We start from the raw sequence: 26,232 nt of genomic DNA on the forward strand, positions 1-26,232 counted from the left end.
TACCGGCCCGTCCGCACACAACACCGCATCAGCCAACTCGAACAACGCATCAGCCCTGGCAGTCAGACACCGATGCAGCTCCGTACGGAACATCCCGAGGTCCCCCACCGCGCCTGCGCGCCCGGTGTCATGCACACTGATCATCCCGCAGCCCTTGGCCCTGATCTTCTTCCCTCGACAAGAAGAATGATCAACCAAGGGCTGCGGCCATGATCAGCCAGGGTCGATACAAACCGACCCCAGGTTAAAGATCAAGTTAGTGGTCAGACCGCCACGAGATCGTCCGAGCCCGTGATCGGCGGGCTCGTCGTGCACACCGCCGGGTGGCTCCTTCTGCAGGTGGCCGTCGGTGCGGGCGCCGGCGGCGTGTTGGTGTGCGCGGCTGGTCATGGAGTCCACGCTCACCGTCCAGGTGATCCGGCCTTGCGCATCTGCGGTGGCCTGTGACGCGGCCAGGATCCTGTCCCAGGTTCCGTCGCGCTGCCAGCGACGGAACAGACCGTAGACCGTCTGCCAGGGTCCGTACTCGGCCGGGACGTCACGCCACGGCGACCCGATCCGGATCCGCCACCTGATCCCGTCGATGAGCTGCCGCTTCTCCCACTTCGGCGGACGACCCGTCGTTGGCGCGGCAGGCAACAGCGGGGCCAGAACAGCCCACTGCCTGTCGGTCAGGTCATGCCGCCTCGTCACCGCTACGCTGGACACGAGGTCTCCGGTATGAAGTTCTTGCTTGGTCGCAGAACCAGATACCGGAGACCTCTTCAGTTGTCGATCACCGCCACGCCGTGACCTTTACCGGCCGACCACGACTTCTGAAACACGCCTTAGTACGGCAGGAAACCCGTTTACGGCACCTCGGCGGTCACTTGGCGTTGAAGTAGCTGGCTTCGGGGTGGTGGACGACGATGGCGTCGGTGGCCTGCTCCGGCATCAGCTGGAACTCCTCCGACAGTTGCACGCCGATGCGCTCCGCACCGAGCAACTCCACGATCTTCGCCCGGTCCTCCAGGTCCGGGCAGGCCGGGTAGCCGAACGCGTACCGGCAGCCCCGGTAGTCGGTGCGCAGCAGACCGGCCAGGTCGGCCGGGTCGTCGTCGGCGACGGTACGCCCGTCGGGCAGCCGCAGCTCGGCGCGGATCCGCTTGTGCCAGTACTCGGCGAGGGCCTCGGTGAGCTGCACCGACAGGCCGTGCACCTCCAGATAGTCGCGGTACTCGTTGCGGGCGAACAGCTTCGCCGCGTACTCGCTGACCGGCTGGCCCACGGTGACCAGCTGCAACGCGACCACGTCCAGGTCCTCACCGCGCGGGCGGAAGAAGTCGGCCAGGCACAGCCGCCGCTCCTGCCGCTGCCGGGGGAAGGTGAACCGGGCCCGCTCGGCGTGCCCGTTCTCGTCCAGCACCACCAGGTCGTTGCCCTCGGAGTAGGCCGGGAAGTAGCCGTACACCACGGCCGCCTCCAACACCTGGTCGGCGATGAGCCGGTCCAGCCAGTAGCGCAGCCTCGGCCGCCCCTCGGTCTCCACCAGCTCCTCGTACGACGGGCCCTTGCCGCCGCGCGCACCCCGCAGACCCCACTGGCCCATGAAGGTGGCCCGCTCGTCCAGCAGGGCCGCGTAGTCGGCCAGCGGCACCCCCTTGACCACCCGGGTGCCGTAAAACGGCGCGGTCGGCACCGGCACGTCGGCCGCGACGTCGGAGCGTACCGAGGCGTCACTGAGCTCCGGCAGCGACTCGGCGACCACCGCGCGCTGCCGCTCCCGGCGGGCCCGGCGGGCCGCGAGCGCCGCCTCCCGCTCGGCGTCCACCACCGGGGCACCGCCGCGCTTGGCGGCCATCACCCGGTCCATCAGGGACAACCCCTCGAAGGCGTCACGGGCGTAGTGCACCTGGCCGGGGAACATCGACCGCAGGTCGTCCTCGACGTACGCCCGGGTCAGCGCCGCACCACCCAGCAGGACCGGCCAGCGCTCCGCGACCCCGCGCGACGCCATCTCGACCAGGTTCTCCTTCATGATGACGGTGCTCTTGACCAGCAGACCCGACATGCCGATGGCGTCGGCGCGGTGCTGCTCGGCGGCGTCGAGGATGGCGGAGATCGGCTGCTTGATGCCGATGTTCACCACCTCGTAGCCGTTGTTGGACAGGATGATGTCGACCAGGTTCTTGCCGATGTCGTGCACATCGCCCTTGACGGTGGCGAGCACGATGCGGCCCTTGCCGCCGTCGTCGGCCTTCTCCATGTGCGGTTCGAGGTACGCCACCGCGGTCTTCATCACCTCGGCCGACTGCAACACGAACGGCAGCTGCATCTGACCGGAGCCGAACAGCTCACCGACGACCTTCATCCCGTCCAGCAGGATGTCGTTGATGATGAGCAGCGGCGCGGTGCCGGCGGCCATCGCCGCGTCGAGGTCGGCCTCCAGGCCGTTGCGCTCACCGTCGATGATCCGCCGCTTGAGCCGCTCGTTCAGCGGCAGGGCCGCCAACTCCTCGGCTCGGCTGGCGCGCGCCGAGGCCGCGTCCACCCCTTCGTACAACTCGATGAACCGCTGCAACGGGTCGTACCCCTCGCGGCGGCGGTCGTAGACCAGGTCGAGCGCGACCTCGCGCTGCTCGTCGGGGATCTTCGACATCGGCAGGATCTTGCTGGCGTGCACGATCGCCGAGGTGAGCCCGGCCTGCACGCACTCGTGCAGGAAGACCGAGTTGAGCACCTGCCGGGCGGCGGGATTGAGCCCGAACGAGACGTTGGAGATGCCCAGGGTGAAGTTGATCCCGGGATAGCGCCGGGCGATCTCCCGGATCGCCTCGATGGTCTCCAGACCGTCGCGGCGGGTCTCCTCCTGACCGGTGGAGATCGGGAAGGTCAGCGTGTCGACCATGATGTCCGGCAGCCGCATGCCCCAGCGCCCGGTCAGGTCCTCGACGATCCGGGAGGCGATGCGGACCTTGTCCGCGGCGGTGCGGGCCTGCCCCTGCTCGTCGATGCACATCACCACGACCGCCGCGCCGTGCTCCACGATCACCGGCATCACCCGCCCGTAGCGGGACTCCGGGCCGTCGCCGTCCTCGAAGTTGACCGAGTTGACCACACAGCGGCCACCGAGCATCTCCAAACCGGCCTCGATCACCGCCGGCTCGGTCGAGTCCAGCATGATCGGCAGCGTGGAGGCGGTGGCGAACCGACCGGCCAGCTCACGCATGTCGGTGGTGCCGTCGCGCCCGACGTAGTCGACGCAGAGATCCAGCAGGTGCGAGCCGTCGCGGGCCTGACCACGGGCGATCTCGACGCAGGACTGCCAGTCGGCGGCGAGCATCGCCTCCCGGAACGCCTTGGAGCCGTTGGCGTTGGTCCGCTCCCCCACCATCAGCACGCTGGCGTCCTGGGCGAACGGCACGTGGTGGTAGATCGAGGAGACCCCCGGTTCGGTACGCGGCTCGCGGGCCACCGGCCGCACGTCGCGCAGCCGCTCGGCGAGCACCCGGATGTGCTCGGGCGTCGTGCCGCAGCAGCCGCCGACCAACGCGACGCCGTAGTCGGCCACGAAGCGCTCCAGCGCGTCGGCCATCTCCTCGGGGCCCAGCGGGAAGTACGCCCCGTCGGGGGTGAGCACCGGCAGCCCGGCGTTGGGCATCACCGACACCGGGATGCGGGAGTGCTGCGACAGGTAGCGCAGGTGCTCGCCCATCTCGGCCGGGCCGGTCGAACAGTTGAGGCCGATCAGATCCACCCCGAGCGGCTCGATGGCGGTCAGCGCCGCGCCGATCTCGCTGCCCAGCAGCATGGTGCCGGTGGTCTCGACGGCCACGTGACAGATGATCGGTACGGTGCGACCGGCCTCGGCCATCGCCCGCTTGGACCCGATCACCGCCGCCTTCACCTGGAGCAGGTCCTGGCAGGTTTCGATGATCAGCGCGTCCGCGCCACCGGCGATCAGTCCACCGGCGTTCTGCTGGTACGCGTCGCGCAGGCTGGCGTACGAGGCATGGCCGAGGGTCGGCAGCTTCGTGCCCGGACCGATCGAGCCGAGCACCCAGCGGGGCCGCTCCGGAGTCGAGTACGCGTCGGCGGCCTCCCGGGCCAGCCGCGCCCCCACCTCGGACAGCTCCCAGATCCGGTCGGCGATGTCGTACTCGGCGAGGTTCGGCAGGTTGGCGCCGAAGGTGTTCGTCTCCACGCAGTCGGCGCCCGCCGCCAGGTACGCCTCGTGCACCCCGCGTACGACGTCTGGCCGGGTGACGTTGAGGATCTCGTTGCACCCCTCGAGACCGTCGAAGTCGTCCAGGGTCAGGTCCGCGGCCTGCAACATGGTGCCCATCGCCCCGTCGGTGACGAGGATCCGGTCTGCCAGCGCGTCGAGCAACGAATTCCGCACGACCTCAGGTTAGTGCGGTCACGTGGAGCCGCACCCCGGCGTACCGTCCGATCCCACATTGTGTCATCGGGATCACGTTGCCCGGTTTGGTGGGCAATGGTCCACATCGTGGTCATCGGTCGGCCCCGACACGTGTGCCGAGCACCGGCCCATCCGGCGCGGCCGACGGGCCGGGTCCGGGCACGGCACGTAGGCTGACGGTCGTGAAGGACTACAGCGACACCACCACGCACCGTCGGCGGACGACCGGGCCCGTGCCCCGGCCCGCCGGTGACGAGCAGGAGGTGACGGCGTGACCGAGTTCGACGGGCTGCCGGTGCTGCGGTCCCCGGTCGCCATCTGCGCCTTCGAGGGCTGGAACGACGCGGCGGACGCCTCCACCGCGGCGGTCGAGCACCTGGAGCAGGTGTGGCAGGCCCGGCCCGTCACCGAGTTGGACCCGGAGGACTTCTACGACTTCCAGGTCAGCCGGCCGACCATCGCCATGTCCGACGGCGCCACCCGTCGGGTGGAGTGGCCCACCACCCGGTTCACGGTCGCCAGCCCCGCGGGCACCGAGCGGGACGTGGTGCTGATCCGGGGCATCGAGCCGAGCATGCGGTGGCGCACCTTCTGCGAGCAGGTGCTCGAAATCTGCCACAGCCTCGAGGTCGAACGGGTGGTGCTGCTCGGCGCGCTGCTGGCCGACGTGCCGTACACCCGGCCGCTGCCGATCAGCGGTAGCGCCTCCGACGCCGACGCCGCGCGCCGCTACCAGCTCACCCCGACCCGTTACGACGGGCCGACCGGGATCGTCGGCGTCCTGCACGACGCCTGCACCCGCGCCGAGGTCGACGCCGTGTCGTTCTGGGTCCACGTGCCGCACTACGCCAACAACCCGCCCTGCCCGAAGGCCACCCTCGCCCTGCTGCACCGGGTGGAGGAGGTGCTCGACCTGCCGGTTCCCATGGCCGATCTGGCCGAGGAGGCCGCCGAGTGGGAGCAGCGGGTACGCAGCGCCGCCGAGCAGGACGCCGAGCTGGGCGAGTACGTACGCGAGTTGGAGGAACGCGTCGGTGACGCGGGCATCACCCCGTTGACCGGGGACGAGATCGCCCAGGAGTTCGAGAAGTACCTACGCCGCCGAGGCGGGTCGGCCGGCCCCACCGCCGGTTCCTGGTAGCCCTCCCCCACCTTTAGCCGTCGAGGCCCCCGAACGCGAGTTGTCCGGGGGCCTCGACGTGTGTGGGTCGGGTGGCGGGGCTCACCCCGCGTAGGGCATCCTAGGAACCTAGCTGAAATGAGGAGGTCGGGGATGCAGATCAATCCGGGCGCGGCCGAGTTCCCGCACCGCCAGATCGCCGCGCAGCTGAAGAGCCAGATCCGTCGGGGCGACTGGGCACCGGGCGAACGGCTGCCGTCCATCCCGGCCATCGCCGAGATGTTCGGCGTCGCCAAGCAGACCGTGCAACGCGCCGTCGACCAGCTGCGGGTCGAAGGTGTCCTGATCACCAAACCCGGTTCCGGTACGTACGTACGCGGCACCCGGCGACGGCTCAACCGGCTCTCCCGAGGACGCTACGGCGGCTTCCGCGGCTACCACACCGACCTGGCGGCCCGCTATCGCCAACAGCTCGTCTCCGTCGGACGCTCCCCCGCGCCGCCCGAGGTGGCCGACGCGTTCGGGGTACCCGACGGCACCGAACTGCTCTGCCGCCGCCACCTCGTCCGCACCGAGGACTCACCGGTGGAGGTGGGCGCCTCCTGGTTCCTGCCCGCCGAGACCGCCGGCACCACACTGGAACGCGCCGAGGCGTTCGGCCGCCCGCTCTACCAGGAGGCCGAGGAGGCCATCGGTCGGCGGTACGCGACCGCCACCGACACGATCACCGCCCGCCAGCCCAGCCGCGAGGAGTCCGAGACCCTGCAGATCCGACCGGACACCCCGGTGCTGCATCTGCTGCACGTGGCGTACGACCCGCAGCGCAAACCGATCGAGGTGGCCCAGGCCACCTGGCCAGGTCCGGTCACCACCCTCACCGAGGAGTACCAGATCCCCGCCCCCACCCGATCCCCCGACCCCGACCCCGGCCTGATCCTCGGCTGACCCCGCCTGACGGCGAGGCAGCGAGGCAGCGAGGCAGCGAGGCAGCGAGGCAGCGAGGCAGCGAGGCAGCAGTATCGGGGATGTTGCTGCCTCGACCCAGCTCTGAGGCAGCAACTTCGGGGATGTTGCTGCCTCACTCGCCCGGCAGCGCGAGGGCGCGCGGGAGCGCGGCGCGCGGGAGCGCGGCGCGCGGGAGCGCGGCGCGCGGGAGCGCGGCGCGCGGGAGCGCGGGTTAGAGGCGGATGCCGAGGAGGGCGTCTAGGGTTTCGGCGAACAGGCGTGGGGCGGCCGGGTCCTCGTCGGCTCCGGCGAGGGTCTGCTCGGCCCAGGCGTCGACGAGCCGCAGGGCGCCCGGCGTGTCCAGATCGTCGGCGAGTCGTTCGCGTACGCCGGCCAGGAACGCCGACCCGGACGGCCCGGCGGTGGCGGCGGCGGCCCGCCGCCAGCGGTCCAGCCGGTGCTCGGCGGCGGTGAGCAGGTCGTCGGTCCAGGTCCGGTCGGCGCGGTAGTGGCCGGAGAGCAACGCCAGCCGCACCGCCATCGGATCGACCCGGTCGGCCCGCAGTCGGGACACGAAGACCAGGTTGCCCCGGGACTTGGACATCTTCTCGCCGTCCAGCCCGATCATGCCGGCGTGCACGTAGTGGCTGGCGAAGGGCGCCACACCGGTCAGCCGCTCGGCGTGCGCGGCGGAGCACTCGTGGTGCGGGAAGAGCAGGTCGTTGCCGCCGCCCTGCACGTCGATGGTGGCGCCGAGCAGCCCGAGGGCGATCACCGCGCACTCGATGTGCCAACCCGGTCGCCCGGGGCCGAGGTCACCGCCGGGCCAGGACGGTTCGTCGTCGCGGGCGCCGCGCCACAGCAGCGGGTCCAGCGGGTCGCGCTTGCCGGCGCGGTCCGGGTCGCCGCCGCGCTCGGGGAAGATCTCCAGCATCTCCGCCCGGGAGAGGTTGGACTCGTAGCCGAAGTTCGGTGCGGCCGAGATGTCGAAGTAGACGTCGCCGGTGCCGTCGTCGAGGCGGTACGCGGCACCGTCCTTGAGCAGCACCAGCACTTTCTCGGCGATGTCCGGGATCGACTCCACCGCGCCGACGTAGTGGGCCGGCGGGATGATCCGCAGCGTCTCCATGTCCTCCCGGAACAGCGCCGTCTCCCGCATCGCCAGGACCTTCCAGTCCTCGCGGTCACGTTCGGCCCGTTCCAGCAGCGGGTCGTCGATGTCGGTGACGTTCTGCACGTACCGGACCTCGTGGCCGGCGTCGCGCCACATCCGCTGCACCAGGTCAAAGGTGATCATGGTGGCGGCGTGACCGAGGTGGGTGGCGTCGTACGGGGTGATGCCACAGACGTACATGGTGGCGGTGCCGTCCGGCTCGCTCGGTCGCACGCTCTGCCGTGCCGAGTCGAACAACCTCAGCGGCTCGCTCCTGCCCGGCAGCCGCGGCACCTCATGCCCCACCCATGACTCCATGTCCGCCAGCCTAACCAGCCGTTGGGCGACGTCACCCGGCCCCGCAAGTGATCAACGCGACAGCGTCAGATCGGCGGCCAGGGCACCGCCGGCCAGTCCGGTGACGGCTGCGGGAAGCGACAGCTGGCGCACAGTCGGTCGACCCGGGCGGCCAGCTCGGCGATCTCACCGAGGGTGAGGTGCTCGGTCAGCTCGTCACCGAGGCCGCCGGCGAGCTGACCGGACAGGCGGCCGAGCATGTCTACCGCGTCGTCCGGCAGCGGTCGGCCGGCCCAACCCCAGAGCACCGTCCGCAGCTTCTCCTCGACGTGGAAGCTCACCCCGTGGTCGACCCCGTAGATCCGGTCGTCGGGGCCACACAGGACATGGCCGCCCTTGCGGTCCGCGTTGTTGATCACCGCGTCGAGCACCGCGAGCCGGGCCAGCCGTGGGTCGTCGGCGTGGCCGAGGGCGTACGCGGTGCCGTCGTCGTCGCGGGCCGCCGCGATCGGGAACCAGCGGGGCGGCAGCGCGTCGGCCGGCACGAACCCGACCAGCGGCTCGGCGTCGGGCGGCTGGTCGATCCAGAGCTGGCAGGAGCCGGGACCGAACGGCCCGTCCCGCAGCACCGTCGGCGGCACCAGCTCCCACCCGGTGGCCTCGGAGACCAGGTAGGCGGCCACCTCCCGACCGGCCAGCGTGCCGTCCGGGAAGTCCCACAGCGGTCGCTCCCCGCGCACCGGCTTGTACACGCACCGCGCCGACATCCCGTCCAGCGTCAACACCCCACGCAGGGTGGTGTTCGACGCGTCGACGAGCCGCCCTTCGACGGTCAACTCACCGTCGCGCAGCAGGCGCAGCGCGGCACCCCCGTCGCGTCGGGGAGCCACACCGGACGAGGTCACCGGTGGTAGCCGTTGTTCCGGGGGCAGAGGTGGCCGGCGGGGTCGAGGGGCTGGCCGCACAGCGGGCAGGGCGGACGACCCGCGTTGACCACGCGCCGGGCCCGCTCGATGAACGCGCGGGTCGCCTCGGGGGTCAGCCGGACCCGGAGCCGGTCGAGATCCTCGTCGGGCTCGACGTCGTCGGGCTCGTCGTCCTCTTCCGCCTCGCCGAGCTCGATCTCGGTCTCCGCCTCGCCGACGGCGATCGCCTCGATCACCACGGTCGCGGTGTCCGCGTCGAAGGCCAGGCCCAGGGTGCCGACCCGGAACTCCTCGTCGACCGGGGTCTCCAACGGGTCGTTGTCACCGACCGGGACGGTGGCGTCCGGCAGCTCCACACCGAACCGACGCTGGGCCTCGGTGAGCAGTTCCTCCAGCTTCTCGGCGAGCAGGGAGACCTGGACCTTCTCCAGCGCGACGCTGACCAGCCGGCCACCGCCGCGCGCCTGGAGGAAGAACGTGCGCTCCCCCGGCGGCCCGACGGTCCCGGCGACGAACCGCTCCGGCGGTTCGAAGGCGTGCACCTGGTGGGTCATACCCTCGACCCTATCCGGCGGCCCCACACAGCGAGTACCCCACCGACCCGAATCGCGACGCCCGACGGCGCGGGCGTCCGGCGGCTCACCGGGACGCTCCCGCGCCGCCACCTACCGCGGCGTCCGAGTCCGTCGACCGGCCGGCTCGCCGTCGCCGTTTACCGGGCGGCGGCACCAGGCCGGTCAGGTCACCGCCGACGTCGTTGAGCCGGATCAGGAAGGGACGCAGGGGGGTGTAGCGGATCGCGGTCACCGACGCCGGGTCCACCACGATCCGCTGGAAGAGATCCAGGTGTACGCCGAGGGCGTCGGCGACGATGGCCTTGATCACGTCACCGTGGCTGCACGCCAGCCAGACCGCCTCGGGGCCGTGCTCGGCGGTCAGCCGGGCGTCCCAGGCGCGTACCGCCGCGACCGCGCGGGCCGCCATCTGCGCCATCGCCTCCCCGTCGGGGAAGACCGCCGCGCTGGGGTGCTGCTGCACCACCGGCCAGAGCGGCTCCTTGGCCAGCTTCTTCAGCGGCTGCCCCTCCCAGCTGCCGTACCCGCACTCGATCAGACCGTCGTCCACCACCGGCGTGACCTGGGGCAGGGCCAGCTCCAGGGTCTGCCGGCAGCGGATCAGCGGGCTGGTCACCACGGCCGCCAGCGGCACCGTGCGCAACCGCTCACCGACCGCGGTGGCCTGGGTGCGGCCGGTCTCGTCCAGTTCGACGGGCTGCCGACCGGCCAGACCACCGTCGGCGTTCGCGGTGGTCCGGCCGTGCCGTAGGAGCAGAAGTGTCGCCACCCGCACCACCCTAGTGCGGTGGTTCACCACCGTCGGCGGTGTCGCGGCGAGGCCCGCCGCGCCCAACTCCCGGCGGTACCGGCCGCACCCGTACGCTCAGGTGGCGCTGATGGTGCCGGTCAGCAGCAGGGCCAGTACGAGGGTGCCGACCGCGACCCGGTACAGCACGAAGACGTACAGGGTGTGGTGCGCGACGTAGCGCAGCAGCCAGGCGATGGCCGCGTAGCCGACCCCGAACGCGATGAGCGTGGCCACGACCATCTGCGCGACCGTCGGCACCGACGTGCCGGGTGCCGCCGGTTCGAAGACGTCGCCCAGGCTGAACACCCCGGACATCACCACCGCCGGAATGGCCAGCAGGAACGAGTAGCGGGCCGCCGTCTCCCGGGTGAGGTTCAGGAACAGGCCGAAGCTGAGGGTGGCCCCGGAGCGGGACACGCCGGGGATGAGCGCCAGCGACTGGGCGAAACCCATCACCACACCGTCGCGCATCCGGAAGTCCCGCAGGGTCCGGGTCTGCCGACCCCAGTACTCGGCGAACGCCAGCACGAAGGCGAACACGATCAGGGTGGTGGCCACCACCCACAGGTTGCGGGCGGTCTCCCGGATCTGGTCCTTGAACAGGAAACCGAGCGCGCCGATCGGGATCGAACCGACGATCACGTACCAGCCCATGCGGTAGTCCAGGCTGGAACGGACGGACTTGTCCCAGATGCCCACCACCCAGGTGCGGCCGATCCGCCAGATGTCCTTGGCGAAGTACAGCAGGACCGCAGCCTCGGTGCCCAGCTGGGTGACCGCGGTGAAGGACGCGCCGGCGTCCCGCTCGAAGAAGATCGCCGAGGTGATCCGCAGGTGCCCCGACGAGCTGACCGGGAGGAACTCGGTCAGGCCCTGGACGATGCCCAGGACGATGGCTTCGATCCAGGTCACTCCCCGACTCCCGAGAGGTCCAGCGCCTCGGCGACGGTCCGCAGGGTCTGCACGCCGGTGTCACGGTCGGCGGCGAAGAGGTTCACCGACAGGGTGGTGACCCCGGCCTCGGCGTACTCGCGCAGCCGGTCGGCGATGCGCTCCTTCGGGCCGAGCAGCGACGTCCGGTCGATGAACTCCATCGGCACGGCTGCCGCCGCGTCGCGCTGCCGCTTGGCCAGGTAGAGCTCCTGCACCTCGCGGGCCGCGTCACCGTAGCCCATCCGGGTGGCCAACTGGTTGTAGAAGTTCTGCTTACGGCTGCCCATGCCACCGACGTACAGCGCCGCGTACCAGCGGACCAGCTCGGCGCAGGAGTCCAGGTCGTCGCCGACCACGACCGGCACCGACGGCACCACGTCGAAGCCGGCCAGCTCCTTGCCGACCTTGGCCCGGCCGGCGCGGACCGCGGCGAGCTGCTCCTCGGCGAACTCGGGGGCGTAGAAGACGGCCAGCCAGCCGTCGGCGATCTCACCGGCCAGTTCCAGGTTCTTCGGACCGACCGCCGCGAGGTAGATCGGGATGTGCTCGCGCGGCGGGTGGAAGCCCAGCCGCAGCGCCTTACCGGGACCGTCGGGCAGCGGGAGCTGGTAGAACTCGCCGTCGTAGGCGACCTCCTTGCGGGCCACCGCCAGCTTCACGATGTCCACGTACTCCCGGGTGCGGGCCAGCGGCTTGCCGAACCGCACACCGTGCCAGCCCTCGGAGACCTGCGGGCCGGAGACGCCCAGGCCGAGCCGGAACCGGCCGCCGGAGAGCGAGTCGATGGTCGCCGCGGTCATCGCGGTCATCGCGGGCGTCCGAGCCGGGATCTGCATCACCGCGCTGCCGATGTCGATCCGCTCGGTCTGCCCGGCCATCCAGGAGAGCATGCTCGGCGAGTCCGAGCCGTACGCCTCCGCCGCCCACACCACCGAGTAGCCGAGCCGGTCGGCCTCCTGGGCCATGGCCAGGTGATTCGCCGGGGTGCTCCAGGCTGTCTGGTATCCGAGGTTAAGCCCGAGTCGCACGAAGTCCTCCCCCATCCGCAGTCGCATCAGGTTACGCAATGTCGGTGGCAGGGACGATCACCGGCTCACCCGAGTCTCCGACCCGGACGAGCATGAACACGAACCGGCGGGCAGACTTGACGGGAGCGAGGATATCGGTCCGGCCCTGTTCGAAATAAGGTTCACCCATGCAGCAGCGACCGCTCGGCCGAAGCGGGCTGGCGGTTTCCCGGCTCGCGCTCGGCACCATGACGTGGGGCCGCGACACCGACGCCGACGACGCGGCCGCGCAACTGAAGAGTTACCTGGACGCCGGTGGCAACCTGATCGACACCGCCGACGTGTACGGCGACGGCGACGCCGAGTCGGTGATCGGCTCACTGCTGGGCACCCTGGTGCCCCGCGAGGAGCTGTTGATCGCGACGAAGGCCGGGCTCCGGCCGGGTGGCGGCCGCCGCCGGGACGGCTCCCGGGGGCACCTGTTGCGCACCCTGGACGCCTCACTGCGGCGCCTGGGCACCGATTACGTCGACCTGTTCCAGGTGCACGGCTACGACCCGCAGACCCCGCTGGAGGAGACTCTCGCGGCACTGGACCACGCGGTGGCCAGTGGTCGGGTGCGGTACGTCGGGGTGTCGAACTTCTCCGGCTGGCAGACCGCTCGGGCGGCGGCCTGGCAGGCGGCCTGGCCGGGCCGGGCGCCGGTGGTGGCCGCGCAGGTGGAGTACTCGTTGCTGGAGCGGGGGGTGGAGCGGGAGGTGCTGCCCGCCTGCGAGGCGCTCGGGCTGGGTGTGTTGCCCTGGTCGCCGTTGGGTCGGGGGGTGCTCACCGGCAAGTACCGCCACGGCCGCCCGGCGGACTCCCGGGCGGTATCGCCGCATTTCGAGCGGTTCGTCGCCACCTACCTGGAGCCGCGCTGCTCCAGCATCGTGGAGGCGGTGGCCACGGCGGCGGGCGGCCTCGGTGTCTCCCCGCTGGAGGTGGCGCTGGCCTGGATCCGGGACCGGCCGGGGGTGACCGCGCCGATTCTCGGCGCGCGCACCTCGGGGCAGCTGCTCGGGGCGCTCCAGGTGGAACGGATGACCCTGCCCGACGAGATCACCACGGCGCTGGACGACGTCTCCGCGCTGGAGGTCGGCTATCCGGAACGCGATGGTTGAGCGTCACCCGGCGAAGGGTGGCGCCGGGGCTCGCCGCTGGGCAGCATAGGCCCATGGACTACGAATACGCGCCGCTGCGGTTGCCGCCGAACGTCGACCGGTTGACCGCCGCGGCGCAGCTGGCGATCCAGGCCGAGTACTCCGGTTGGGAACTGGCCCGGGTGCGGCTGTTCCGGGACGGCACGCGGCAGGTGATGCTGCGCCGTCGACGGGTCAACCAGCCGCAGCCGGGCCTGTCGTACTGAGCCCCGCCGCCGCGCCGGTCGTGCCGGGACTCAGCCGCCGGGCCGGTCGGACCGGAACCACGGCCGGGCGCCGACCGGGAGCGGTCGAGCCGGCCCCGGTCGGCGTACCGTCACCCGGTCAGTGCACGTGGTCGTGCTCGTCGTCGAGTTCCAGGAACGGGTGCTCGTCGAGGCGACCGACCAGCCGGTCGTCGGGGCCCGGCTGGAACGGACCCACCGGGTCGTCGTCGGCGAAGGACTCCAGGTCGACCGGGGTGCCGACCTCGCTGACCATCACCACACCGTCGAGCGGCTCCAGTTCCGGCACGTCGAGCGCGCCGAGTGACCCGTCGCCGCTCTGCAGCAGTTCCAGCACCGCCTCGCCGACACCCTCCACCGGCGGCACCTCCTCGTCGCCGGGTACGCCCTCCCGGCGGGCCGCCTCGGCGACCCGGATCAGCGCGGAGACGCTCGGCACCCGGTAGTCACGACGCTGCCGTACGGAGATCACCTGCGGGTGCGGGTCGGTCGGCTCGGGCCCCTCGCCACCGCCGAACCGCTGGTCGGCCTCGTCCGGGTCGATGGAGTCGACGTCCCACGGGGTGACCTCGCCGAAGGCGTCCATGAGTTGCTCGTCGTAGGCGAACGACGCGTTGTTCAGCGCGACGTACGCCTGCCAGACGTCGTCGTCGTCGATCCGGCCCTGCGCGGCCCGGACGGCGGCGAGATGGTGACGGGCCGCTTCGATCACGCGCTCGAGGGCGGCGTCCAGCTCAGCGTGCTGGTCGGTCATGTGAGGCGTCCCCTTCACGAAGAATCCAGGATGTCGCGTCCACGGACGCGAAACAGTAGATCCGGCGTCCGACCGGACGCCGGTCAACAGGTACGCAGGAACCGGTCGAGAACCCGCACGCCGAACTGTAGTCCGTCCACCGGGACGCGCTCGTCGATGCCGTGGAACAGCGCCGAGAAGTTCAGGTCGGCCGGCAGCCGCAGTGGGGCGAACCCGAAGCAGCGGATGCCCAGCTGCGAGAACGCCTTCGCGTCGGTGCCACCGGAGAGCATGTAGGGCACCGGACGGGCTCCCGGGTCCTCGGCCCGTAGTGCGGCGGACATCGCCGCGACCAGTTCACCGTCGAAGGTGGTCTCCAGCGCCGGTTGCCGCTGGATGTACTCGATGGCGATGTCCGGGCCGATCAGCTCACGCAGCTGCTGCTCCAGCAGCTGCGACTGGCCGGGCAGGCTGCGGCAGTCGATGGTGGCGCTGGCCCGGCCGGGGATGACGTTGTCCTTGTAGCCGGCGGCGAGCCGGGTCGGATTGGCGGTGTTGCGGATGGTGGCGCCGATGATGTTGGCGATCGGGCCGAGCTTGGCGATGGCCGCCTCCGGGTCGTCCGGGTCCAGCTCGATGCCGAGCACCTCGGAGACCTCCTCCAGGAAGGCTCGTACGGTGTCGGTGACCACCACCGGGAAGCGGTGCCGGCCGATCCGGGCCACCGCCTCGGCCAGCGCGGTGACGGCGTTGTCGTCGTGCATCATCGAGCCGTGCCCCGGACGGCCCCGGGCGTGCAGCCGCAGCCAGTCGATGCCCTTCTGGGCGGTCTCGATGAGGTAGAGCCGCCGATCCGCGTCCACCGTGTACGAGAACCCGCCGACCTCGCCGATGGCCTCGGTGCAGCCGTCGAAGAGGTCCGGGTGTCGGGTGGTCAGGAAGTGCGCGCCGTACTCGCTGCCCGCCTCCTCGTCCGCGGTGAACGCGAGTACGATGTCCCGTGGCGGGCGTACCCCGGTGCGCTGCCAGTCGCGCACCACCGCGAGGACCATGGCGTCGAAGTCCTTCATGTCGATGGCGCCGCGCCCCCAGAGGTAGCCGTCGCGCAGCTCACCGGAGAACGGGTGCACCGACCACTCGTCGGCGTCGGCCGGCACGACGTCCAGGTGCCCGTGCACCAGCAACGCGCCCCGGTTGGGGTCGGTGCCGGGTATCCGGGCCACCACGTTGGCCCGGCCGGGCGCGGACTCGTGGACGACCGGGGTGATGCCGACGTCGGTGAGCTTCTCCGCGACGTACTCGGCCGCGCCGCGCTCGCCGGCGCTGGTGGCGTTGTCGCCGGTGTTCGTGGTGTCGATGCGCAGCAGGTCCCGGCACAGCTCGACGACCTCGTCGGTCGGTGCGGGGAGTGCGGCGTGGGCGTCGCTCGTCATCGTGCTTTCATATCAGCCCGACGTTTCGGTTCGGGTGGCCACGGGTACTGCCGCGCCTGCCCGACCCCGTCAACGTCACCCTGCCGCTGCGCCGTACGCCCAGGAGGCGACCATGTCCGTCCACCTGCCGCCGCTGCCGCCCACCCCCGGGGACGAGTACCAGCCCGCCGGGCGCAGCATCGCGGACCTCGTCGCCGAGGAGCACCGGCAGCTGCTGGAGTTGGCCCGACGGCTGACCGAGCCCGGACCGGACCCGAGGTACGGTCGCGATGTGCTGGTCGCCGCCCTGTCGCGGCACCTGTCCGGGGAGGAGCAGTACCTGCTGCCCGCCGTCCGGCACGCCGTCGAGGGCGCGAAACCTCTGGTCGACGAGGTGGTGGCCGGTGACGTCGAGTTGCTGCGGGCCCTGCGGGGGCTGACCGACGACGGACTGACCGACGTCGCCGCCCGGATCGAGGCGCACGCCCGTGCGGTCGACCCGCTGGTGCAGCGGCTCTGCGCGTCCGCCACCGAGGAGGAGCTGGTCCGGCTCGGCAACCGGCTGGAGATCGCCGAGGAGGCGGCACCGACCCGCCCGCACCCGGCGATCCCGCACCACGCGCCGTGGAACCGGATCGTCGAGCCGGCGGTCGGGTTGATCGACAAGGTTCGGGACGTACTCTCCGGTCGACACACGCGGTTGGACGAGCTGACCGAGCCACCACCTCGATGAGTTACCCACGCCACGTTCATGGTCGTTGATACGTCCGGGCACTACCGCAGGCTGCTCCGTGGCCCTACCTTCACGCTATGAATCTGGAGTTGCGCCACTTGAGAGTGGTCTGCGCCATCGCGGAGACGGGGAGCGTGACCAAGGCGGCCTCGACGCTCGGCCTGGCCCAGCCGGCGCTGACCGCCCAGCTCCAGCGGATCGAACGCACCCTCGGCGGGCCGCTGTTCGAGCGGGACCGACGTGGCGCGCGGCCGACCGCTCTCGGCGAGTTGGTGCTCGCGCGGGCCCGGGTGCTGCTGCCGGCGATGAAGGGTCTACAGGACGAGGCGGCCCGGCTGGCCGGGGCGGGCGACGCGCCCCGGCGGTACCGGTTCGGCGGCGTGAACAGCCCGATCCTGGGTCGGCTGGTGCACCGGTTGGCCGCCGAGCAACCGCAGGCACAGATCAGCACGCACGCCTCCTGGTCGGTCGACGAGCTGGCCCAGTTGGTCGCCGGTGGGCGGCTGGACTACGCGCTGACCGGGGTGTGCGGTGACTCGACACCGTCGGCGGACTACGGGCTGAGCTGGCGGGAGGTCGCCGTCGACCCGGTGATGGTGCTGCTGCCGGAGACCCACCCGTTGTCCGGGCGCGACGAGGTGGACCTGGCCGACCTGCGGCACGAGCAGTGGGTGGCGGCACCGGGGGACGGTTGCTTCGGCGACTGCTTCGCCGCGGCCTGCGCGCGGTCCGGGTTCACCCCGCGCAAGGTGTACGAGGCCGACGTGCGCAGCTGCATCGACCTGGTGGACGCCGGTGAGGCGGTGGCGCTGTGCCAGGCCACCTTCCGACCGGTCTCCGGCCTGGTGACCCGCCGGCTGGCCGGCACGCCGCTGCGCTGGCGACTGATGCTGGGCTGGCATCCCGAGTCGGCCGCCGCCCGGACGGCCGACCTGGTGCTGGAGACCGCCCTGGTCGCGTACACCGACGCGCTCGCGCCGCATCCGGCGTACCTGGCGTGGCTGCTGCGCAACCCGGCGTTCGGGGTACGCCGTCCGGCGCCCGTGGTGGCGGCTCCCTGGGTGCGAAGCGCCTGAGCCCGGGTAAGCGGCCGGTATGACCGACCTCTACCCCACCGCCGACGAGCGGGAACTGCTTCGTCAGGCCGCCGCCGCGCACACCGCCGCCGTCCGGGAGTCCGAGGCGTTCCTGCGCCGGTTGCCCGAGGTGCCCGGTCCCGCCGACCTGGCCGAGTACGCCAGTCTGCTCACCCGCGAGGAGCAGACCCGTGCCGACCGGCAGGCCGCCGCCGACGCCGCCGGGTTGGCCATCGCCAGTCTCGAAGCCGAGTAGCGCCGAGCGCACAGGCGGTCGTCCCCGGCGCGAGGCGGCGGCGCCGGGGACGACCGTGGCGGGTCAGCGTTCGACGAGCACGTCGTGACCCAGGTCGAGCAGGCTGTGCCGCCACTCGTCGTCGGCGTTGCCCCGATCGGGCTTGGCGGCGGTCAGCGACCGGATCCGCTCGACGGCGTCACGCATGACGTCGATGTCCTCCGGGGTCAGGTCGACCTTGCGTTTGCGCAGCACGGCGAGGATCTGTCGACCCGGCTCCGGCAGGTTCAGATCCGGGTCGGGGCCGAACGCCTGCTCACCGGAGCCCCGGGTCAGCAGCCACTGTCGCAGCTGCTCGGACGGCACGTTGACCTCGGCGTGGAAGTCCTCCCAGAGCACCTCCACCTCTGGGTCGAGTCGCTGCTCGCGTACCATCAGCCCTCCTCTGCCAGCGGCGGCCCGGACTCCTCCGGGCGCCCCTCGTCGGTCTGCCCGCCCAGCCCCTCCGGCGGCACCTGCACCCGGGCAGGGTTGGCCGTCGGTGGCGCCAGGATCGCCTCGGTCCGTTCCTGCTCGCGGGCCTCGTCCGGTTCGGTCATCGGTACCCCTTCGGTCAGCGGGGATGCGAGGTCGTCGCCCTGGCGTGGCCCCGGTCGGCCGACACGTCGAAGGCCAGTCGGCCGTCCCGGGCGTCGACGGTGACCCGCTGACCGGGTGAGACCTGCTGCTCCAGCAGCATCCGGGACAGCTGGTTGTCGACCTCCCGCTGGATCACCCGGCGCAGCGGTCGGGCACCGAACTCCGGCTGGTAGCCGTGCTCGGCGAGCCAGTCGATGCTGGCGGTGGTGAAGTCCACCTCGATGTCCTGCGCGTGCAGCCGACGACGGGTCTCCTCCAGCAGCAACTCGGTGATCTGGCGCAGCTGTTCGGCCTCCAGCCGACGGAAGATGATCACCTCGTCGATGCGGTTGAGGAACTCGGGCCGGAAGTTCTCCTGCAACCGCCGCATCAGCCGTTCCCGCAGTTCGTCGCTCTCCTGCGCGCCGCCCGGTTCGCCGGCGCCGAAGCCGACCGCCCGCTGCAAGCCGGTGATCAGCTCGGAGCCGATGTTGCTCGTCATGATCAGCACGGTGTTCTTGAAGTTGACCGTCCGGCCCTGGCTGTCGGTCAGCCGGCCGTCGTCGAGCACCTGCAACAGGATGTTGAACACGTCCGTGTGGGCCTTCTCGATCTCGTCGAGCAGCACCACCGCGTACGGGCGGCGACGGACCGCCTCGGTGAGCTGACCGGCCTCCTCGTAGCCGACGTAGCCGGGCGGAGCGCCGACCAGCCGACTGACCGTGTGTCGTTCCTGGAACTCGCTCATGTCCACCCGGACCATCCGGTCGGCCTCGCCGAACAGCGCCTCGGCCAACGCGCGGGCCAGTTCGGTCTTGCCGACGCCGGTGGGGCCGAGGAACAGGAAGCTGCCCATCGGGCGGTTCGGGTCGGCCAGGCCGGTCCGGGAGCGACGGACCGCCTCGGCGACCGCGGTGACCGCGTCGTCCTGCCCGACGACCTTCTCGTGCAGCTGACCCTCCAGCCGCAGCAGCCGGTCCCGTTCCTCCTCGGTGAGCTGGCTGGCCGGGATGCCGGTGGCCCGGGACACCACCTCGGCGATCTCCTCCGGCCCGACCTGCGGCACCTGGCTGCCGCTGCCGTCGTCGCCCCGGGCCCGCTGCACCTGCTGTTCCAGCTCGGTGACCCGGTCACGCAGCGCGGAGGCGCGTTCGTACTGTTCGTCGGCGACCGCCTGCTCCTTGTCCCGGCGTACCTCCTCAAGCTGTTGTTCCAGGTCCCGCACGTCGGCGTCGGGGGTGCGGGTACGCAGCCGGACCCGGGCGCCCGCCTGGTCGATCAGGTCGATCGCCTTGTCGGGGAGGAAGCGGTCGGTGACGTAGCGGTCGGACAGCTCCGCGGCGGCCACCAGCGCCTCGTCGGTGAAGCGCACCTGGTGGTGCGCCTCGTAGCGGTCCCGCAGTCCACGCAGGATGGCCACGGTGTCCTCGACGGCCGGCTCGGGTACGAACACCGGCTGGAACCGGCGGGCCAACGCGGCGTCCTTCTCGATGGTGCGCCGGTACTCGTCGAGGGTCGTCGCGCCGATCACCCGCAGTTCGCCACGGGCCAACGCCGGTTTGAGCATGTTGGACGCGTCCATGCCGCCCTCGCTGCCCGCGCCGCCCGCGCCGACCAGGGTGTGGATCTCGTCCAGGAAGATGATCAGCTCCTCCCGGTGGGTCCGGATCTCGTCGATCACCTTCTTCAGCCGTTCCTCGAAGTCGCCCCGGTAACGGGTGCCGGCGACCAGTCCGGCCAGGTCCAGCTGGATCACCCGCTTGCCGAGCAACGTCTGCGGCACGTCCCCGTCGCAGATCCGCTCCGCCAGACCCTCCACGATCGCGGTCTTGCCGACGCCCGCCTCACCGATGAGCACCGGGTTGTTCTTGGTACGCCGGGACAGGATCTCCACCGCCTGCTCGATCTCGTCGGCCCGCCCGATCACCGGGTCGATCTGGTCGTTGTGGGCCAGCTCGGTGAGGTCCTGGCCGTACTGGTCGAGCGTCGGCGTGCCCCGGTCGGGGCGGGGGCCACCGGCCTGACCGCGTTCGGCGTTGGCGGCCTGGAGGGACTCCGGCTGGATCCGGCCGGCGGCGAGCATCCGGCCGGCGGGCGACTCGGGGTTCAACGGCAGGGCCATCAGGATGTGCTCGGGCCCGATGTAGTTGGCGCCCATCGCCCGGGACAGCTGGTGTGCGTCGAGCAACGCCCGCTTGGCCGCCGGGGTCAGCGACAGGTTCGGCGGGACCTCGCCCTGCGGCGCGCCGTTGCCCCGGCCACCCAGGGCGTTGACCAGGGTGTCCGGGTCCGCGCCCGCCCGACGGACCAGGTCCCGCAGCGGCTCGCGCTGCAACGCCGCCCAGAGCAGGTGGTCGGTGTCCAGGTCGTTGCTCTGCTTCTGGGCGGCCCGCCGCGCCGCGTCGGCCAGCATCTCCCGGGCGTCGGCGGTCATCAGCCGGGTGATGTCGACCCGGTGCGCGGGGCGTCGCCCACCCTCGCCCCGACCGAAGTACCGCGCCAGGAACTCGTCCCACGGGTCGGAGCCGAAGTCACCGGGTCCCATCATGTCTGTCCTCCGCGGTCGGGCGCGAGCCGGTCGGCACGGGCTACCCAGCCCTCGGCCGGACAAACGCCACCACCCGGCACCGGGCTCGGCGCGGCGACCCGGCAGGTCACCCGCACCGATGGCAGGGTTGACCGATGGAACCGACACCGCTGCTGATCGTGGACGCCGCCAACGTGGTCGGATCACGCCCGAACGGATGGTGGCGCGACCGGCCCGGGGCCACCGCCCGGCTGCGGGACACGCTCGTCCCGGTGGGCGACCGAGGTCTGCCGCCGGACCTGCCACCACCGGTCGAGGTGGTGCTGGTGGTGGAGGGCGCGGCCCGCGACGTGCCGGGCGTCGAGGGGGTACGGGTGGTGTCCGCCGCCGGTTCCGGCGACGACGCCGTGGTCGATCTGGTGGCCCACGCCGGGCCCCGGCGCCGGGTGGTGGTGACCGCCGACCGCGAGCTGCGGGAGCGGGTCACCGCACACGGGGCCGAGGTGTACGGACCCCGGTGGCTGACCAGCGGTGGCGGTGAGTGATCATCCGCCCACCGGTCCCACGAATCGGACCGGGGGCGTCTTGTGTCGACAACCGGTCAACGGGGCAGGAACACTGACAGGGCAGTTGTACTGTCCCCTACCGGCATAGGCTCTAATGGAGTCCTCCCCGCCCCCAGGAGGTTCCGCGTGGCGAGCGTCGCCGAGCTCAAGGCAGCCATCGATGTCGCACTCCAGCAGATCGGTGACGGCCAGAGCGCCGTGCAGGCCGCCGGCGAGAAACTCGCCGAGGCGCAGCAGACACTCGCCGGAGCCCTGGAGGGCAGCGGCCACACCACGGTCGAGGCGGCCCAGGCGTCGCTGACCCAGGCCGCCCAGGAGCTGGAGGAATGCCTCGCCGCGACGCTCGTCGCGGTCGAGCAGGCCCAGCAGTACGTCTCGACGCTGTAGGGGCCGGGCGTGTCCATCGTCGAGGAGGTCGGCGCACAGGTCCGCGCCGCCGCCGAGGAACTGCCGCTGGGGCTGTTGGGGCAGGCGCTGGAGAAGTTCGCGCTGGCCAGTGAACGGCTGCGCTGGGTGCGTCAGGAGTCGGCCAACCCGATGGGGGTGCCGGAGCTGTCCGCCGCCACCGAGCACGCGGAGACCGCCGGCTACGCGCTGCGGCTGGCCCAGGAGCAACTGACCGCGTACCTGGCCGCGATCGGGCTGGCTCCCGACGGTGCGCCGCCGGCCGCCGGGCAGCCGCAGCGCAAGCCGGTCCACGACGCGCCCGGAGCGGCCGAGCCGGTGGCCGCCGCACCCGAGCCGCCCGGCGAGGTGCGGCTGCGCCGCTGGTGGTCGGTGCGGGTGGCCGAGCTGACCGGTGGACGGGAGGGCCCGGCGGAGCAGCCCGACGAGCGCATCGCCGACTCCCAGGAGCTGTTGCGCCGGGTGGTACGCGGCGTCCGGGCCGGTGACCGTGACCGGCTGCACCGCGACCTGCGCGGCGCACACGCCGACGTCGGCCTCGGATTGGCCGCCGTGGCCCCACCGCTGCTGCGCCACCTCGCCAGCGAGCTGCTCGGTCATCCGCCGCGCGGTGACGACCTGCCCCGGTTGCACCGCGAACTGGACGGCCGGATCCGCGACCTGCTGCCCGGCCTGCCGCCGCCGGTGTTGGACACCCTGCTCAGCCGGGTCTGCCGGATGCCGCCCCCACGCCGTGGCGAGGGCGAACAGCCGCACGCCGCCGACCCGGCGGTCACCGCCGGGGTGCTCACCGGCGTCCTGCTCGACCGTCTCGGACGGGACCTGCCGACCGAGGCCGACCGGGCCGCCGCAGGCGGAGCGTCCGGTGGCCGACCGGCCGGGCACGGCGACGCGCCGAAGCCTGAGCGTCCGACCGGGTCGACCGGTTCCGGAGGCGGTCACGCGACACCGTGGGCCGGGACACCGACCCGGCCCGCGGCCGGGGACGGACCCGTCGGCCGGCCGAGGCGCGGGATCAATGGCTGACCGGCGCAGCCAGCTGGTCACCCGGGTCCGGGAACTGCTCGCCGAGGCACTCGGCGCGTCCCGGGAACGGTCGACCGCCGCCCAGGTGGCACTGACCGCCGCCCGCGAACGGGCGGTGCGGATACGTCGGGCCGCCGCCGCCGTACCGGAGCGGGTCGGCGCCGAACGCGACCGTCGCCTCGCCGAGATCGACTCCCGGCACGCGGCACGGTTGGCGGTGCTGGCCCGGGAGGCGGCCGAGGCGGCGGCCCGGGAGGCACCCGGCGCGGGTTCGGCGGACTGGCCCGAGTGGCGTCCCAGCCCGGCCGAGCGCGCCGAACCGCCCGGCGCGGCGCGGATCGGGACCGTCCGGCTGGCCGGCACCGATCCGGTGCCGGCGCTGGTGGCGCTGCTCGACGCCGGGCATGTGGCGCTCGACGGTGACGCCGACGGGTGCGCGGCGGTGGTTTCCGCGCTGCTGTTGCGCAGCCTGGGTCGAGCCGCGCCGGGCACGGTACGACTCGTCGGCTACGACCCGGACCGGCTCGGTGGCGGGCTGGCCGGATTCGCCCCGCTGGGCCCGGCCGGGTTGCTCACCTTCGTCGGCCCCGGTGGCCTGGGCCGACTGCTCGACGACCTGGTGGAGCAGATCCGCCGGATCAACGAGACCGTGCTGGCCGGCGAGCACGCCTCGTTGCGTGACCTGGCCGCCGCGACGGGACGTCGCCCGGAGCCGTGGCGGGTCGCCGTGCTGCTCGGCGGCGAGGAGCTGTCCCGGCACGAACGCGGCCAGCTCGACCGGGTGGTGCGGGCCGGGGCCGCCTGCGGCGTACACGTGATCGTGCGGGGTGTGCCGATACCCGACGAACCGTCGGTGACCCGGGTGACGGTGACCGCCGACGACGCCTGGATCGGCCACCTGCCGGTGCGGCTCGATCCGCCCCCGCCGGCCGCCCTGGTCACCGAGACCTGCCGGGGCATCGCCTCGGTGGTCAGCGCCGGGCCGGCGCCCACCCCGTTCACCGACCTGCTGCCGCCGCCCGACCAGATGTGGCGGGAGGACTCGGCGACCGGGCTGACCGCGCCGATCGGTGAGGGTCCGGACGGTCGACCGGTGCTGCTCACCCTCGGCGACTATCCACCACACGCGTTGATCGGGGGGCCTTCGGGCACCGGGAAGACGAACCTGATCTTCGCGTGGATCGGCTCTCTCGCGGCCCGCTACTCCCCCGCCGAGCTGGAGTTCTACCTGCTGGACTTCAAGGAGGGGGTGTCCTTCGCCCGGTTCGCGCAGGGGCGGCGGGATCCGAGTTGGCTGCCGCACATGCGGCTGGTCGGCATCAACGTCAACACCGACCGGGAGTTCGGCCTGGCGCTGCTGCGGTTCCTCACCGAGGAACTGCGTCGACGGGCGGACGCGGCCAAGAAACACGAGGTCACCAAGCTGGCCGAGCTGCGGGCGGTGGATCCGACCGGGCACTGGCCACGCATCGTCGCGGTGGTCGACGAGTTCCAGATGTTGCTGGCCGGCCGCGACGCGGTCGCCCGCGAGGCGGCCGACCTGCTGGAGGACCTGGCCCGCCGGGGCCGCTCGCAGGGCATCCATCTGGTGCTGGCCTCGCAGGACGTACGCGGCATCGAGGCGCTGTGGGGCCGCCCCGCGCTGGTCGCCCAGTTCACCTTGCGGATCGCGTTGCCGAAGGCGCTGCGCATCCTCGCCGAACGCAACGACGCCGCCCAGTCGCTGCCCAAGTTCCACGCGGTGGTCAACGCCGAGTCGGGCCTGACCGAGGGCAACGAGGTGGCCCGGATCCCGTCGGCCGGAGACTGGGAGACCTGGAGCGAGCTTCAGCACCGGCTGTGGCGGATGCGTCCGGCCGAGGCGTCCCCCGCCCGACTCTTCGACGGCGACGCGATTCCCCGGCTGGCCGACGCGCCGGACTTCCGGGCGCTGCGGGCCCCGGAGGTCGGTACGCCCCGAGGACCGGTCGCCCTGCTCGGCGAGATCATCGACGTGCAGGCCCGTTCCGCGGCGCTGCGCCTGCCCCGGGCCCCGGGCCGCAACCTGGCCGTCCTGGGCACCCGGGTCGACGAGGCGTGCGCGGTGCTGGACGCGGCGGCCCGCTCGCTGGCCCGCCAGCACCGTCCCGGCAGCGCCCGCTTCTCGATCGCCTGCCTGGACCCGGACGCCGACCCGGCGGCCCGGGCCCTCTACGAGGATCTCGCCGACGACGCCGCCTGGTACGACGAGGAGACCGTGGCCGAGTTGATGGCCGAGACGGCCGACGCCCTGGGTGCGCCCGGCGGCACCGGAGCACCCCACTACCTGCTGCTGTTCGCCGTCGACGCGGCAGCCGGAACCCTCGCCGCCCGCACCGGACGGGCCACCGGGCTGGAGAACCTGCGCCGGATCCTGCACGACGGGCCGGAGCGGCGCACCCACGTGCTGGCCTGGTGGCGCGGGGTGGCCCGGATGCGCGCCGACCTGGGCGGCACCGGCGCCCGCACCGATCAGATCGGTGCCTGGGTGGCGTTGGACACCCACGGTGGAGAACTCGGCCCGTCGCTGTACCCGGGCAACACGGGACCGGACTGGTATCCCCGCCCGTGGCGGGGGCTCTTCTTCGACCGGGCGGTGCACCGGACCGGGCAGACCATCATCCCCTACGGACCGGCCCGATGAACGAACCGGCCACCAGCCAGACCTACCACGCCCAGCTCCGGCGGCTCGCCGAGTTGACGGCCCGGGTGCGGGAGCAGCGCGCCGAGGCGCAGCAGTGGTACGAGCAGCAGTGCGCGGCGGCGGACCGGGCGGTGGCCGAGTCCGCCGACGAGGTGAACCGGGCCGAGCGGGAACTGCTCGCCGCCCGCCAGGCCCAGGAGCGGGTGGAGGCCGAGGCGGCAGTGCTCTGGCAGGAGTTGAACTCCCGGCTGGGCGGCGGCGGGCGACGTGCCGGGGCACCCCCGACTCCCGCCCCGGAGGCCACCGGTGATCCGGCCGTGCTGCTGGAGGGGGTACGCGATCTGCTGCGCCGCACCCGGCAACCCGGCGAACTGCCGGGCAACGTCAACCCGCTGCTGGCGTTGTGCGGGGTCCTCGGCGCGATGGTGGCGTACGCGCTGGGCGCGCTCGTGCGCGCCCTCGGCGCACGCGACGACGGTGACCTGGCCGTCGGCCTGCCGGTGTTGGCCCTGGTGGTGACGCTGCTCGGGCCGGTGCTGGGCCTGATCCCGGCCCGTGTGATCGCCGATCGCCAGCACGCCGTGCTGAGCCCACGTCCCGTCCTCATCGTGGTGATCGCCGGGTTGACCACCACTCTCCTCCTGTTGACCCTGCCCCTGCCCTGAAGG

At 72.2% G+C, this 26,232-nt stretch carries 24 protein-coding genes and 1 pseudogene; 12 read left to right on the forward strand and 13 right to left on the reverse strand.

Features of this window, described 5'->3' with window-relative positions; all coding sequences use genetic code 11:
- Window positions 1–258: 258 nt before the first annotated feature.
- Both ACLQ2S_RS12060 and metH read right to left on the reverse strand, forming a co-directional pair.
- A pseudogene (locus ACLQ2S_RS12060) lies at window positions 259–708 on the reverse strand (IS5 family transposase); the annotation flags it as partial.
- Between the two features lie 157 nt (window positions 709–865).
- A complete protein-coding gene (gene metH, locus ACLQ2S_RS12065) occupies window positions 866–4,369 on the reverse strand; it encodes a methionine synthase (protein ID WP_155217011.1) in 3,504 nt (1,167 codons plus the stop codon).
- 304 nt (window positions 4,370–4,673) lie between these two features.
- On the opposite strand from metH, the gene ACLQ2S_RS12070 reads away from it, so the two are divergent.
- Window positions 4,674–5,543 carry a PAC2 family protein gene (locus ACLQ2S_RS12070; protein ID WP_309223039.1) on the forward strand — a complete coding sequence of 290 codons (870 nt, stop codon included), beginning with the start codon at window positions 4,674–4,676 and terminating at the stop codon, window positions 5,541–5,543.
- A 132-nt stretch (window positions 5,544–5,675) separates the two neighbouring features.
- Complete coding sequence (locus tag ACLQ2S_RS12075; RefSeq protein ID WP_155216723.1) at window positions 5,676–6,467, forward strand: GntR family transcriptional regulator; 792 nt, start codon at window positions 5,676–5,678, stop codon at window positions 6,465–6,467.
- Between the two features lie 232 nt (window positions 6,468–6,699).
- On the opposite strand, the gene mshC is transcribed toward ACLQ2S_RS12075, so the two are convergent.
- From mshC to ACLQ2S_RS12105, 6 genes are all read right to left on the reverse strand, one after another.
- Window positions 6,700–7,938 carry a cysteine--1-D-myo-inosityl 2-amino-2-deoxy-alpha-D-glucopyranoside ligase gene (gene mshC / locus ACLQ2S_RS12080; protein ID WP_155216725.1) on the reverse strand — a complete coding sequence of 413 codons (1,239 nt, stop codon included), beginning with the start codon at window positions 7,936–7,938 and terminating at the stop codon, window positions 6,700–6,702.
- Between the two features lie 65 nt (window positions 7,939–8,003).
- Window positions 8,004–8,822, reverse strand: a complete 819-nt coding sequence (locus ACLQ2S_RS12085; RefSeq protein WP_309223040.1) for an SCO1664 family protein — start codon at window positions 8,820–8,822, stop codon at window positions 8,004–8,006.
- A complete protein-coding gene (locus tag ACLQ2S_RS12090) occupies window positions 8,819–9,397 on the reverse strand; it encodes a DUF3090 domain-containing protein (protein WP_155216727.1) in 579 nt (192 codons plus the stop codon). Before ACLQ2S_RS12090 ends, ACLQ2S_RS12085 begins: the two co-directional genes overlap by 4 nt.
- A gap of 85 nt (window positions 9,398–9,482) precedes the next feature.
- Window positions 9,483–10,196: an MSMEG_4193 family putative phosphomutase gene (locus tag ACLQ2S_RS12095; protein ID WP_425701782.1), complete on the reverse strand. Its 714-nt coding sequence runs from the start codon at window positions 10,194–10,196 to the stop codon at window positions 9,483–9,485.
- 87 nt (window positions 10,197–10,283) lie between these two features.
- Window positions 10,284–11,120 carry an undecaprenyl-diphosphate phosphatase gene (locus ACLQ2S_RS12100; RefSeq protein WP_309223041.1) on the reverse strand — a complete coding sequence of 279 codons (837 nt, stop codon included), beginning with the start codon at window positions 11,118–11,120 and terminating at the stop codon, window positions 10,284–10,286.
- On the reverse strand, window positions 11,117–12,169 hold the full coding sequence (locus ACLQ2S_RS12105) for an LLM class F420-dependent oxidoreductase (protein WP_309223057.1): 1,053 nt from the start codon (window positions 12,167–12,169) through the stop codon (window positions 11,117–11,119). Before ACLQ2S_RS12105 ends, ACLQ2S_RS12100 begins: the two co-directional genes overlap by 4 nt.
- Before the next feature lie 167 nt (window positions 12,170–12,336).
- On the opposite strand from ACLQ2S_RS12105, the gene ACLQ2S_RS12110 reads away from it, so the two are divergent.
- Both ACLQ2S_RS12110 and ACLQ2S_RS12115 read left to right on the forward strand, forming a co-directional pair.
- Window positions 12,337–13,308 carry an aldo/keto reductase gene (locus tag ACLQ2S_RS12110; RefSeq protein WP_155216731.1) on the forward strand — a complete coding sequence of 324 codons (972 nt, stop codon included), beginning with the start codon at window positions 12,337–12,339 and terminating at the stop codon, window positions 13,306–13,308.
- A gap of 53 nt (window positions 13,309–13,361) precedes the next feature.
- On the forward strand, window positions 13,362–13,553 hold the full coding sequence (locus ACLQ2S_RS12115) for a DUF5703 family protein (RefSeq protein ID WP_093402794.1): 192 nt from the start codon (window positions 13,362–13,364) through the stop codon (window positions 13,551–13,553).
- 118 nt (window positions 13,554–13,671) lie between these two features.
- On the opposite strand, the gene ACLQ2S_RS12120 is transcribed toward ACLQ2S_RS12115, so the two are convergent.
- Together ACLQ2S_RS12120 and ACLQ2S_RS12125 are read right to left on the reverse strand one after the other, a co-directional pair.
- A complete protein-coding gene (locus ACLQ2S_RS12120; protein WP_155216733.1) occupies window positions 13,672–14,325 on the reverse strand; it encodes a hypothetical protein in 654 nt (217 codons plus the stop codon).
- Between the two features lie 83 nt (window positions 14,326–14,408).
- The gene (locus ACLQ2S_RS12125) at window positions 14,409–15,737 is read right to left on the reverse strand and encodes a M20/M25/M40 family metallo-hydrolase (protein ID WP_155216735.1); all 1,329 of its coding nucleotides are present in this window, start codon (window positions 15,735–15,737) and stop codon (window positions 14,409–14,411) included.
- Window positions 15,738–15,849: 112 nt separating this feature from the next.
- Here ACLQ2S_RS12125 and ACLQ2S_RS12130 point away from each other — a divergent pair, with 112 nt between their 5' ends.
- The 3 genes from ACLQ2S_RS12130 to ACLQ2S_RS12140 all read left to right on the forward strand — a co-directional run bounded on the left by ACLQ2S_RS12130 (window position 15,850) and on the right by ACLQ2S_RS12140 (window position 17,781).
- Window positions 15,850–16,449 carry a hemerythrin domain-containing protein gene (locus ACLQ2S_RS12130; RefSeq protein ID WP_425701697.1) on the forward strand — a complete coding sequence of 200 codons (600 nt, stop codon included), beginning with the start codon at window positions 15,850–15,852 and terminating at the stop codon, window positions 16,447–16,449.
- Between the two features lie 77 nt (window positions 16,450–16,526).
- Entirely contained in the window at window positions 16,527–17,525 is a 999-nt protein-coding gene (locus tag ACLQ2S_RS12135; protein WP_155216737.1) for a LysR family transcriptional regulator, read from the forward strand.
- 19 nt (window positions 17,526–17,544) lie between these two features.
- Window positions 17,545–17,781, forward strand: coding sequence for a hypothetical protein (locus tag ACLQ2S_RS12140; protein ID WP_155216739.1), 237 nt, complete (start codon window positions 17,545–17,547; stop codon window positions 17,779–17,781).
- A 63-nt stretch (window positions 17,782–17,844) separates the two neighbouring features.
- On the opposite strand, the gene ACLQ2S_RS12145 is transcribed toward ACLQ2S_RS12140, so the two are convergent.
- Genes ACLQ2S_RS12145 through ACLQ2S_RS12155 form a run of 3 tightly spaced genes read right to left on the reverse strand, consistent with a single transcriptional unit; the run spans window position 17,845 to window position 20,926 of the window.
- Window positions 17,845–18,195 carry a DUF3140 domain-containing protein gene (locus ACLQ2S_RS12145; protein WP_155216741.1) on the reverse strand — a complete coding sequence of 117 codons (351 nt, stop codon included), beginning with the start codon at window positions 18,193–18,195 and terminating at the stop codon, window positions 17,845–17,847.
- Window positions 18,195–18,359 carry a hypothetical protein gene (locus ACLQ2S_RS12150; RefSeq protein WP_155216743.1) on the reverse strand — a complete coding sequence of 55 codons (165 nt, stop codon included), beginning with the start codon at window positions 18,357–18,359 and terminating at the stop codon, window positions 18,195–18,197. Before ACLQ2S_RS12150 ends, ACLQ2S_RS12145 begins: the two co-directional genes overlap by 1 nt.
- A 14-nt stretch (window positions 18,360–18,373) precedes the next feature.
- Entirely contained in the window at window positions 18,374–20,926 is a 2,553-nt protein-coding gene (locus ACLQ2S_RS12155) for an ATP-dependent Clp protease ATP-binding subunit (protein WP_425701698.1), read from the reverse strand.
- 134 nt (window positions 20,927–21,060) lie between these two features.
- On the opposite strand from ACLQ2S_RS12155, the gene ACLQ2S_RS12160 reads away from it, so the two are divergent.
- The 5 genes from ACLQ2S_RS12160 to ACLQ2S_RS12180 all read left to right on the forward strand — a co-directional run bounded on the left by ACLQ2S_RS12160 (window position 21,061) and on the right by ACLQ2S_RS12180 (window position 26,229).
- A complete protein-coding gene (locus ACLQ2S_RS12160; RefSeq protein WP_155216746.1) occupies window positions 21,061–21,450 on the forward strand; it encodes a hypothetical protein in 390 nt (129 codons plus the stop codon).
- A gap of 147 nt (window positions 21,451–21,597) precedes the next feature.
- Window positions 21,598–21,858, forward strand: a complete 261-nt coding sequence (locus ACLQ2S_RS12165) for a hypothetical protein (protein WP_309223043.1) — start codon at window positions 21,598–21,600, stop codon at window positions 21,856–21,858.
- A 9-nt stretch (window positions 21,859–21,867) separates the two neighbouring features.
- Complete coding sequence (locus ACLQ2S_RS12170; RefSeq protein ID WP_425701699.1) at window positions 21,868–22,902, forward strand: hypothetical protein; 1,035 nt, start codon at window positions 21,868–21,870, stop codon at window positions 22,900–22,902.
- Complete coding sequence (locus tag ACLQ2S_RS12175) at window positions 22,895–25,564, forward strand: FtsK/SpoIIIE domain-containing protein (protein ID WP_155216749.1); 2,670 nt, start codon at window positions 22,895–22,897, stop codon at window positions 25,562–25,564. The genes ACLQ2S_RS12170 and ACLQ2S_RS12175 overlap by 8 nt, the downstream gene beginning before the upstream one ends.
- The gene (locus ACLQ2S_RS12180) at window positions 25,561–26,229 is read left to right on the forward strand and encodes a hypothetical protein (protein WP_155216751.1); all 669 of its coding nucleotides are present in this window, start codon (window positions 25,561–25,563) and stop codon (window positions 26,227–26,229) included. Before ACLQ2S_RS12175 ends, ACLQ2S_RS12180 begins: the two co-directional genes overlap by 4 nt.
- The last annotated feature ends 3 nt before the right edge of the window (window positions 26,230–26,232 follow it).

The sequence above is a fragment of the Micromonospora sp. DT48 genome (assembly GCF_049844495.1).
Classification (GTDB): domain Bacteria; phylum Actinomycetota; class Actinomycetes; order Mycobacteriales; family Micromonosporaceae; genus Micromonospora.

Bases quoted from the DNA above. Each gene is read 5' to 3' on its own strand.
- ACLQ2S_RS12120 (WP_155216733.1), bottom strand. From the start codon at position 14,325: ATGACCGACCAGCACGCTGAGCTGGACGCCGCCCTCGAGCGCGTGATC.
- ACLQ2S_RS12150 (WP_155216743.1), bottom strand. From the start codon at position 18,359: ATGACCGAACCGGACGAGGCCCGCGAGCAGGAACGGACCGAGGCGATC.
- ACLQ2S_RS12140 (WP_155216739.1), top strand. From the start codon at position 17,545: ATGACCGACCTCTACCCCACCGCCGACGAGCGGGAACTGCTTCGTCAG.
- mshC (WP_155216725.1), bottom strand. From the start codon at position 7,938: ATGGAGTCATGGGTGGGGCATGAGGTGCCGCGGCTGCCGGGCAGGAGC.
- ACLQ2S_RS12090 (WP_155216727.1), bottom strand. From the start codon at position 9,397: ATGACCCACCAGGTGCACGCCTTCGAACCGCCGGAGCGGTTCGTCGCC.
- ACLQ2S_RS12180 (WP_155216751.1), top strand. From the start codon at position 25,561: ATGAACGAACCGGCCACCAGCCAGACCTACCACGCCCAGCTCCGGCGG.
- ACLQ2S_RS12110 (WP_155216731.1), top strand. From the start codon at position 12,337: ATGCAGCAGCGACCGCTCGGCCGAAGCGGGCTGGCGGTTTCCCGGCTC.
- ACLQ2S_RS12115 (WP_093402794.1), top strand. From the start codon at position 13,362: ATGGACTACGAATACGCGCCGCTGCGGTTGCCGCCGAACGTCGACCGG.
- ACLQ2S_RS12125 (WP_155216735.1), bottom strand. From the start codon at position 15,737: ATGACGAGCGACGCCCACGCCGCACTCCCCGCACCGACCGACGAGGTC.
- ACLQ2S_RS12135 (WP_155216737.1), top strand. From the start codon at position 16,527: ATGAATCTGGAGTTGCGCCACTTGAGAGTGGTCTGCGCCATCGCGGAG.
- ACLQ2S_RS12160 (WP_155216746.1), top strand. From the start codon at position 21,061: ATGGAACCGACACCGCTGCTGATCGTGGACGCCGCCAACGTGGTCGGA.
- ACLQ2S_RS12075 (WP_155216723.1), top strand. From the start codon at position 5,676: ATGCAGATCAATCCGGGCGCGGCCGAGTTCCCGCACCGCCAGATCGCC.
- ACLQ2S_RS12130 (WP_425701697.1), top strand. From the start codon at position 15,850: ATGTCCGTCCACCTGCCGCCGCTGCCGCCCACCCCCGGGGACGAGTAC.
- ACLQ2S_RS12175 (WP_155216749.1), top strand. From the start codon at position 22,895: ATGGCTGACCGGCGCAGCCAGCTGGTCACCCGGGTCCGGGAACTGCTC.
- ACLQ2S_RS12155 (WP_425701698.1), bottom strand. From the start codon at position 20,926: ATGATGGGACCCGGTGACTTCGGCTCCGACCCGTGGGACGAGTTCCTG.
- ACLQ2S_RS12145 (WP_155216741.1), bottom strand. From the start codon at position 18,195: ATGGTACGCGAGCAGCGACTCGACCCAGAGGTGGAGGTGCTCTGGGAG.